The organism is Altibacter sp. (genome assembly GCF_019913785.1).
Lineage (GTDB): Bacteria > Bacteroidota > Bacteroidia > Flavobacteriales > Flavobacteriaceae > Altibacter.
Window position 1 is genome coordinate 1 of record NZ_JAIOHK010000078.1, and the last position, 7,576, is coordinate 7,576.

Genomic DNA, 7,576 nt, shown 5'->3' on the forward strand with positions numbered 1-7,576 from the left:
CTTGAAATGGTTGGTAGACAAGGGCATTGACAAGAAGCGACTATCTGCCAAGGGTTATGGAGAAAGACAATTGACCAATCAATGTTCCGATGGGGTGGATTGTACCGAAGAGGAACACCAACTCAACCGACGTTCGATGTTTATTATACAGAATTAATTAACCAAGTTAATTTCTTTTAAAAGGCGTTCAAATTAAACTTTGAGCGTCTTTTGTTATTAAGAACAGCCCCGTATTTTGTATTTTTGAGAAAAACAAGAGTTCGCGATGGAAGAAGAACAGGTAATCCTTGTAAATGAAAAGGATGAACAAATTGGGCTTATGCCAAAACTGGAAGCACATCAAAAAGCATTACTTCACCGTGCATTTTCAGTATTTATTTTTAACGATGCCAATGAGTTGATGCTGCAACAAAGGGCTATGCACAAATACCATTCCCCCGGATTGTGGACCAATACCTGTTGCAGCCACCAACGAGACGGGGAATCATCGCTTGAAGCAGGGAAAAGAAGATTACAAGAGGAGATGGGTTTCACAACGCCGCTTCGGGAGACAACTTCGTTCATTTATAAGGCGCCTTTCGATAACGGCTTGACCGAACACGAATACGACCATATTCTGGTTGGGGAATACAACGATGCTCCCATAATCAATAAAGATGAAGTGGCCGCATGGAAATGGATGTCCTTAGAAGACATAAAAGAGGATATCATCCAAAACCCAAATCGGTACACCGAATGGTTCAAGATTATATTCGACAAATTTTACCAACACCTAACCGTATGAGTCTAACTGTTTACAGAAAAGCCCATTTTAATGCCGCGCATCGTTTATACAAAGAGGGATGGAGTGACGAAAAGAACCTAGAGGTTTTCGGGAAATGCAGTAATCCCAAATATCACGGACATAATTACGAATTGGAAGTGGGTGTTTCGGGAGTGATTGATCCGGAGACTGGATTTTTGATGGATTTTAAAATTCTGAAGGATATTATCAAGGAAGAAATTGAAGACCCGTTTGACCATAAGAACTTAAATCTTGAAGTAGCCGCTTTTCAAAACGTCAATCCAACGGTCGAAAATATTGCCATTGAGATATGGAATAGGCTTCGGAAGCGATTGCATGCTAAATATGATATTTCAGTAAAACTCTACGAAACACCGCGTAATTTTGTTGTCTATAATGGATAAAAAACCTCCCTTATATCCATTAAAATTTACTCCAATACTAAAGGAAAAAGTGTGGGGAGGAGGAAAGCTTGCTTCTATTTTTCAGAAGGAAGGAACCGGAAATATTGGTGAAAGCTGGGAACTGTCCGGAGTTGAGGACAATGTTTCGGTGGTAGCAAATGAACCGCTAAAAGGGACACTACTTACCGAACTTATTGAAACATATAAGGAACAATTGGTGGGAAAGACGACCTATGAGCAATTCGGAAATAAATTCCCGCTACTTTTCAAATTTATCGATGCACGAGAGGATCTTTCCGTTCAATTACATCCCAACGACGTATTGGCCCAAAAAAGGCACAATGGCTTCGGAAAGACCGAAATGTGGTATATTCTTCACGCCGAAGAAGACGCAAGGCTTATTTTGGGATTCAATCGCGATATGGACGAAGTGAATTACCTAAGATTTCTTTCAGAAAACAAACTGACGGAAATTTTACATGAGGAAAAGGTGCAAGCAGGAGATGCTTTTTTTATTGTTCCCGGTACAGTGCATGCGATTGGTGCCGGAATTGTTTTGGCTGAGATTCAGCAAACTTCAGATATTACCTATCGAATCTATGATTGGGATCGCCCCGACATGGATGGAACGCTTCGGGAACTGCATACCGATTTGGCGCTAGACGCCATAGATTACAAAGCGTCAAAAGCTAAAGTTACCTATTCGAATTTAGAAAATAAACCGGTTTTGCTGAAAACGAATCGGTATTTTGAAACCAACAAACTGAAGCTTACTCAAGATTTAGTAAGAGACTTGTCGAATATAGATTCATTTGTGGTGTATATGTGTGTGGCGGGAAGTGCCGTCTTAAAATATGAAGCCGCCTCAACTGGGTTTAAAAAAGGTGAAACCATCTTAATTCCTGCCTGTATTGATAAAATAGAAATCGAAACTAATGACGCCACATTTTTGGAAGTTTATATTCCGTAATACGCTGTTAAGTAGTATTTTTGCAAAAATTTTTAATTATGGCAAGTGTACGAATTCTAAAAAGAGATATTAATTACGTTCTAGGAGATATCATCGAAGCGGTGTATATCTGGGAACTAACTAATCCTACAAAAGATAATAAAAAAGCGGAAGCGATCATCGACGATGCTATTGCAACTTTCGACGAATTGATCGAAAAGGTAAACGATAAGAAGGTTGAAAATAAGAAGCAGCACTTCAAAGCGATTAACAAAGAATTGGAAGATCGAGGGCGAAAATTAATCGATAAGATTAACGCACTTTAATTTTCCGACTTTTTTATTTCTACTATATAAGACTCTAATGCTTTACCGTATTTAGAGTCTTTTATTTTTGGGGTAAGCGACTTGTACACGGTATCCAAATATTTCACATTGGCATCGTAGACCTCACTCAACATCAAATAAGGAGCCAATTCGTAGTCGTTATTGTTGATGGCAAAATTAACCGTGGCCAGATAGCGCCCGGTGGTAGTACTTTTTCTTTTTTTCTGAATAGCTTCAATAAGGCTATCATTGTTCTCTCGAACAGCATTCAATTCTTCTTCTATCAAGTCTAAATTTCTATCGGTATAGCGCCTCATTAACTTTCGGTATTCCTCAAATTTTTCTTGATTTTTCGATCCCAAAATAACCGCCTTTGTTGTAAAATTATCCAAGGTGGTATTGATGGTAATTTCTCCCGGTTCCGCAAAAAAGGAAAGCCGCTTGTCTTTTAAGGATTCATTTTCTATTTGTAATTGCAAGAAGTATAACTCGGGACTTTCAACAATTTCTGAAAATGAAAAGGTCGCATCTCCATTGATGGTCAAGGTATCTATCCCTATTAGCGTAGTGTCCTGCGCTTTTAGAAGAATGATTTTCCCTTTTTTAAGGCCTTTAACGTTTCCGGAAACGAACATTTCGTTTTCATTCTTACCACAACTTACAAGGATTAGTAGCGCGCTTATAACCAAAAAAGAGTACTTCATATTGATAAAAATTAGGGCAGCAAAGATGCGTGTTTTTTAAAAGAAATCCTATGCGCCGGCAGCTAATTGCATTAAGACGGTACACAATATAGCACCAACGGTTCCAATGGCATAACCAAACACAGCTAACAATACGCCAACGGTCGCCAAGGATGGATGAAAGGCCGAAGCGACGATGGGTGCCGAAGCCGCGCCACCAACATTTGCCTGACTTCCAACGGCCAAAAAGAAATAGGGCGCTCTAATGAGTTTCGCTACTAATATGAGTAGACCTGCATGAATAATCATCCAAACAATACCTATAAGTATGAGTCCGAAATTATCAAAGATCAAGGTAAGATCCATTTTCATTCCAATGCTGGCCACAAGAATATAAATAAATACACTGCCAAATTTACTGGCACCGGCTCCTTCATAACTTCTCGCTTTAGTGAACGAAAGGATGACTCCAATTACGGTAGTTATCGAAATCATCCAAAAGAAGCTGGAATCTAAAAAGGTAAAGATGTTACGGGTAATGCCTTTTGGAATTCCGGCGACCACATCGGCAAAAAAGCCACTTAAGAAATTCGCCCCAAAATGCGCAAAACTAACAGTTCCGAAGGCAATGGCAGCAAGTATCATAAGATCGGAAAGCGATGGATTTCGATCTACTTTTTTGGTATAGGAAGAAACCTTCTCTTTTAAACTTTCAATGGCCGATGTATCTGCATTCAACCATTTATCGATTCGAGCCGATTTTCCAATTCCGATTAAAATAATGGCCATCCAGATATTTGCAACGACAATATCTACGAACACCATACCACCATATAAAGCCTGATTGTAACCGTATATTTCGAGCATGGCAGTTTGATTGGCACCGCCACCGATCCAGCTTCCCGCAAGTGTTGAAAGTCCTCGCCACACGGCATCTGCGCCTACACCGCCTACTGCCTCGGGCCAAACAGTTCCTATAATTAAAACCGCAACGGGGCCTCCTATAATAATACCTGCAGTCCCTGTTAAGAACATGATCAATGCTTTGGGTCCCAAATTAAATACACCCTTTAGATCGATACTTAGCGTCATTAATACTAATGCAGCGGGTAAGAGATACCTGCTGGACATATAGTATAAATTTGTACTTTTTTCAACAGCTTCACCCGTTTCAGAAATGCTAACCCATTCCGGAGCTATAAGTCCGAAAGTTGTAAATAATGCAGGAATAAAGTATGCCATGAATAGGGCAGGGACAAATTTGTAAAAGGTGTTCCAAAAACCGGTTTCCTTGGAAGAAGTGTAGAAAATAATTCCCAAAGCGACCATTAATACACCAAACACTATGGTGTCATTGGTTAAGAAAGGGGTGGTGTCTTTTAGTATTTCGGTGGTTGTATCCTGCATGAATTTATATTTTGCTGCAAAATACAATTTCTTGGGGAAACATTATTTTAAAACGAAAACACTTATAATAGTTATTAGTTCGGGCATGACGGGCCGATTCGTTTCGTTATACGATTTTTGATTTTCCAGATCGTCCCCTTTTATTTTTTTGAAGATATGATTCATATTCTCAACAATTTCCAATTGTGCATCGGGTTTTGCCTGTTGAAGTAATTCTGCTTCCGAAATAGCCACTTGTAGATCTTTATCGCCATTGATGATAAGCACCGGCATGTCTAATTTTGTTATTTCAACCGCCGGATTGTACTCCATCCAGTTGAAAATAAAGGGTTGAATGGCAGGTCTGAAAATCGAAGCCAAACCAGGGCTGTAGTTTTGAGCCGTACCATTTACGCGTAGATCGTCAAATGCCTGTCGTGCATTATCCTTTAAGCCCGGTGCTTGTTTTTCTAATTGATCCACAATCACATCATCGATTTCTTGCCCAGCTCCTGCAATAGATATAAAGCCATCGACCCTGTCTTTAGCAGCTATCATGCCTACCAGCGATCCTTGACTATGGCCTGCGATTATGATTTTGGAGAAACGAGCGTCCTTTTTTAAGTGATCAATAATAGCAATAGCGTCCTCCACAAAATGATCAAAACGAATCTTTTTCTCGTCGATCGCCCCCATTTTCATAATCTTTACGAGGCGCTTATCATATCGGAACGTGGCAATTCCTTTATCGAATAATCCTTCAGCCAAGTACTTCAATGAATTGTTTTTAGACATCATCTGATTTCCGTTTCTATCTATGGGACCTGAGCCACCAATTAATATCACTAGCGGCACTTTTTCGGATGATTTTGGAACAAGCAGTTCACCTTCCACCAATGGGGGAATACTAACTTCTTCCCCAATCGGCTTGCTTTCCTGGGCAAAATTGATTCCGAAGTTCATTAAAAATAAGAAGGCAATAGCGTATATCTTCATGCTGGAGTTGTTAAGAGCTTAATTTTGAACTCTAAAATTACCATTAAATTGTTTATCCCCCTATCTTTGTGAAAATTGTTTGTATATGAAATCGCTTCCATTTTTATTTTTATTCCTTTTTACAAGTTCAATTGCTATAGGAGCCATAGATGATTGGGGCCGCACCGGGCATCGTGTTGTGGGCGAAATTGCACAGCGACATTTGACCAAAAAAGCGGCACGTGAAATCAAGGATCTCTTGCATGGACAATCCTTGGCATTTGTTTCGACATTCGCCGATGAAATTAGGAGCGATGACGCCTATCGCCAATATGCCCCTTGGCACTATGTGAACTTTCCATTTGACAGTACCTACGAGGCCCATCCAAAAAGTGAAAAAGGCGATATTTACACAGCCATCTATAAGTGCCTGGAAGTGCTCAAAGACGATGCAGCTCAAAAAGATAAAAAAGTGTTTCACCTAAAGTTATTGGTCCATTTTTTAGGAGACTTACATCAGCCACTCCATGTAGGTATGGCAGATGATAGGGGAGGTAACAAGTTTCAGGTACAATGGTTCGATGAAGGAACCAATCTACATAATGTGTGGGATGAACGGATTATAGAAAGTTATCAGATGTCATATTTAGAGTTGGCAGATAATAGTCCGATGCTTAGTCAGCGACAGATAGCAGCCATTCAAAATGGTTCTGTAAACGATTGGATGTACGAAAGTCGCGCTTTGTGTGAAAAGGTGTATAGCACCACTAAAAGCGGAGAAAATTTGGGTTATTTATATATGTATGACTATGTAAATGTGGTACGTACGCAACTTCAAAAAGGGGGTCTACGCCTTGCAAAACTCCTGAATGAAGTTTTTTCATAGTGTAAAGCTTCCCGGTATTTATTTCTGAAGTATCACTGCTAGTCAATTTTTCTAAAAGTCAAATTGATTCGAGGAGGTAGTGTTTTCTTGGTCTTCGGAATTTGGTGTTTCCAGCATTCTTGTGTCTTTCCTCTCATAAACAACAAACTCCCATGTGCTAAAAGTACTTTGTATCGGTGTGAAGTATTGGTGCGGTGCTTTAGGTGAAAAAAACGAGGGGCTCCCAGACTTACTGAAGCAATGCAGGGGTTTTTACCCAATTCTTTTTCATTATCACTGTGCCAACCATTGCTGTCGTTTCCATCTCGATAGAAGTTGAGCAGCACCGTATTAAAAGTAGCTTCGGAAATGAGTTCTACCTTGGTTTTAATTTCCTCTAAAATTGTGTTAAATGGCTTCGGAAACATAGTGATCCCACTATAGGCATACAATTTTCCTTCCGTTCCGTATAGGGCAGTGAGTCGTGGTTGCTTGTAAATTTTTCCGAAGACTTTAATAGAATCTTGCTGCCAAGCAGTTTCATTTTTTAATCTACTGAAATATTCTGAAGCTATTTCATGTGAAAGGAAGTCGGAATAGTAAATTATATCCGAATCGGGAAGGTTGAGGTGTTGAATTCCTTGTTTTTCTGAAACTATTTCTTTCACTTTAGGTATATAAAAATGCCCAATAGATCAATATAAATTGCAATGGTATTCTGAGTATTAACAACCACTTAGGTAGTTTTAAGGAGGCATTTTTATGTTGAAGCATATGTATATGTACCGTAAAAAATACAAGTAACATGGCGATGATTCCCCAGGCAGCATATGTTTGGGTGTCTTTGTTCAGCAACATGAGTCCCAATACCATTTCTGCAATCCCGCTTATTAGAACCATAGTACTGGTGGCAGGAAAGTAGGGAGGCATAATGCGTTCGTAAATTTTTGGCACTCTAAAATGATTAAATCCAGCCATCACGAGTAATACGCCCAAAAGATATTGATGCCATGGTAACATAAGTCCTGCTTTAATTGAATTTCAAATGTACGCTAATTATAAAAAACCCCCTTCCGTTTGGAAGGGGGTTTTTCTTATTTAATAGTTTGGTTTACAAGTTTACTCTTTAATGAGTCGTTTTACAACGCTAGCTTGTTCTCCATTTATTTGTACTACATATACTCCCGATGCCAAGTTGGAAACA

The 7,576-nt window shown here is 39.4% G+C and carries 11 protein-coding genes; 5 read left to right on the forward strand and 6 right to left on the reverse strand.

Annotation, left to right across the window (positions count from 1 at the left end; translation table 11 throughout):
- Nucleotides 1–265: 265 nt before the first annotated feature.
- The 4 genes from idi to K8F54_RS13485 are packed head-to-tail and all read left to right on the forward strand — an operon-like array spanning nt 266 to nt 2,463.
- Nucleotides 266–784: an isopentenyl-diphosphate Delta-isomerase gene (gene idi, locus K8F54_RS13470; RefSeq protein WP_290791791.1), complete on the forward strand. Its 519-nt coding sequence runs from the start codon at nt 266–268 to the stop codon at nt 782–784.
- Entirely contained in the window at nt 781–1,188 is a 408-nt protein-coding gene (locus tag K8F54_RS13475; RefSeq protein ID WP_290791792.1) for a 6-carboxytetrahydropterin synthase, read from the forward strand. Before idi ends, K8F54_RS13475 begins: the two co-directional genes overlap by 4 nt.
- Nucleotides 1,181–2,158 (forward strand): type I phosphomannose isomerase catalytic subunit, encoded by a 978-nt coding sequence (locus tag K8F54_RS13480; RefSeq protein WP_290791793.1) that lies wholly within the window; start codon nt 1,181–1,183, stop codon nt 2,156–2,158. The genes K8F54_RS13475 and K8F54_RS13480 overlap by 8 nt, the downstream gene beginning before the upstream one ends.
- 38 nt (nt 2,159–2,196) lie before the next feature.
- The gene (locus K8F54_RS13485) at nt 2,197–2,463 is read left to right on the forward strand and encodes a hypothetical protein (RefSeq protein ID WP_290791796.1); all 267 of its coding nucleotides are present in this window, start codon (nt 2,197–2,199) and stop codon (nt 2,461–2,463) included.
- Here the strand turns inward: K8F54_RS13485 and K8F54_RS13490 are convergent.
- Genes K8F54_RS13490 through K8F54_RS13500 form a run of 3 tightly spaced genes read right to left on the reverse strand, consistent with a single transcriptional unit; the run spans nt 2,460 to nt 5,528 of the window.
- Nucleotides 2,460–3,167: a DUF4369 domain-containing protein gene (locus tag K8F54_RS13490; RefSeq protein WP_290791798.1), complete on the reverse strand. Its 708-nt coding sequence runs from the start codon at nt 3,165–3,167 to the stop codon at nt 2,460–2,462. The two genes, K8F54_RS13485 and K8F54_RS13490, sit on opposite strands and share 4 nt — an antisense overlap.
- A gap of 48 nt (nt 3,168–3,215) precedes the next feature.
- Nucleotides 3,216–4,553 carry a DUF819 family protein gene (locus K8F54_RS13495; RefSeq protein WP_290791799.1) on the reverse strand — a complete coding sequence of 446 codons (1,338 nt, stop codon included), beginning with the start codon at nt 4,551–4,553 and terminating at the stop codon, nt 3,216–3,218.
- 42 nt (nt 4,554–4,595) lie between these two features.
- Nucleotides 4,596–5,528: an alpha/beta hydrolase gene (locus K8F54_RS13500; RefSeq protein ID WP_290791800.1), complete on the reverse strand. Its 933-nt coding sequence runs from the start codon at nt 5,526–5,528 to the stop codon at nt 4,596–4,598.
- An 85-nt stretch (nt 5,529–5,613) separates the two neighbouring features.
- Here K8F54_RS13500 and K8F54_RS13505 point away from each other — a divergent pair, with 85 nt between their 5' ends.
- Nucleotides 5,614–6,393: a S1/P1 nuclease gene (locus tag K8F54_RS13505; RefSeq protein ID WP_290791801.1), complete on the forward strand. Its 780-nt coding sequence runs from the start codon at nt 5,614–5,616 to the stop codon at nt 6,391–6,393.
- 38 nt (nt 6,394–6,431) lie between these two features.
- On the opposite strand, the gene K8F54_RS13510 is transcribed toward K8F54_RS13505, so the two are convergent.
- From K8F54_RS13510 to K8F54_RS13965, 3 genes are all read right to left on the reverse strand, one after another.
- Nucleotides 6,432–7,040 (reverse strand): alpha-ketoglutarate-dependent dioxygenase AlkB, encoded by a 609-nt coding sequence (locus K8F54_RS13510; protein ID WP_363299880.1) that lies wholly within the window; start codon nt 7,038–7,040, stop codon nt 6,432–6,434.
- Between the two features lies 1 nt (nt 7,041).
- The gene (locus K8F54_RS13515) at nt 7,042–7,392 is read right to left on the reverse strand and encodes a MauE/DoxX family redox-associated membrane protein (protein ID WP_290791802.1); all 351 of its coding nucleotides are present in this window, start codon (nt 7,390–7,392) and stop codon (nt 7,042–7,044) included.
- A gap of 99 nt (nt 7,393–7,491) precedes the next feature.
- Complete coding sequence (locus tag K8F54_RS13965) at nt 7,492–7,566, reverse strand: hypothetical protein (protein WP_363299882.1); 75 nt, start codon at nt 7,564–7,566, stop codon at nt 7,492–7,494.
- Nucleotides 7,567–7,576 lie beyond the last annotated feature (10 nt).

Coding starts and splice junctions, on each gene's coding strand:
- K8F54_RS13485 (WP_290791796.1), top strand. CDS start 2,197: ATGGCAAGTGTACGAATTCTAAAAAGAGATATTAATTACGTTCTAGGA.
- K8F54_RS13495 (WP_290791799.1), bottom strand. CDS start 4,553: ATGCAGGATACAACCACCGAAATACTAAAAGACACCACCCCTTTCTTA.
- K8F54_RS13480 (WP_290791793.1), top strand. CDS start 1,181: ATGGATAAAAAACCTCCCTTATATCCATTAAAATTTACTCCAATACTA.
- K8F54_RS13500 (WP_290791800.1), bottom strand. CDS start 5,528: ATGAAGATATACGCTATTGCCTTCTTATTTTTAATGAACTTCGGAATC.
- K8F54_RS13475 (WP_290791792.1), top strand. CDS start 781: ATGAGTCTAACTGTTTACAGAAAAGCCCATTTTAATGCCGCGCATCGT.
- K8F54_RS13505 (WP_290791801.1), top strand. CDS start 5,614: ATGAAATCGCTTCCATTTTTATTTTTATTCCTTTTTACAAGTTCAATT.
- K8F54_RS13490 (WP_290791798.1), bottom strand. CDS start 3,167: ATGAAGTACTCTTTTTTGGTTATAAGCGCGCTACTAATCCTTGTAAGT.
- K8F54_RS13515 (WP_290791802.1), bottom strand. CDS start 7,392: ATGTTACCATGGCATCAATATCTTTTGGGCGTATTACTCGTGATGGCT.
- idi (WP_290791791.1), top strand. CDS start 266: ATGGAAGAAGAACAGGTAATCCTTGTAAATGAAAAGGATGAACAAATT.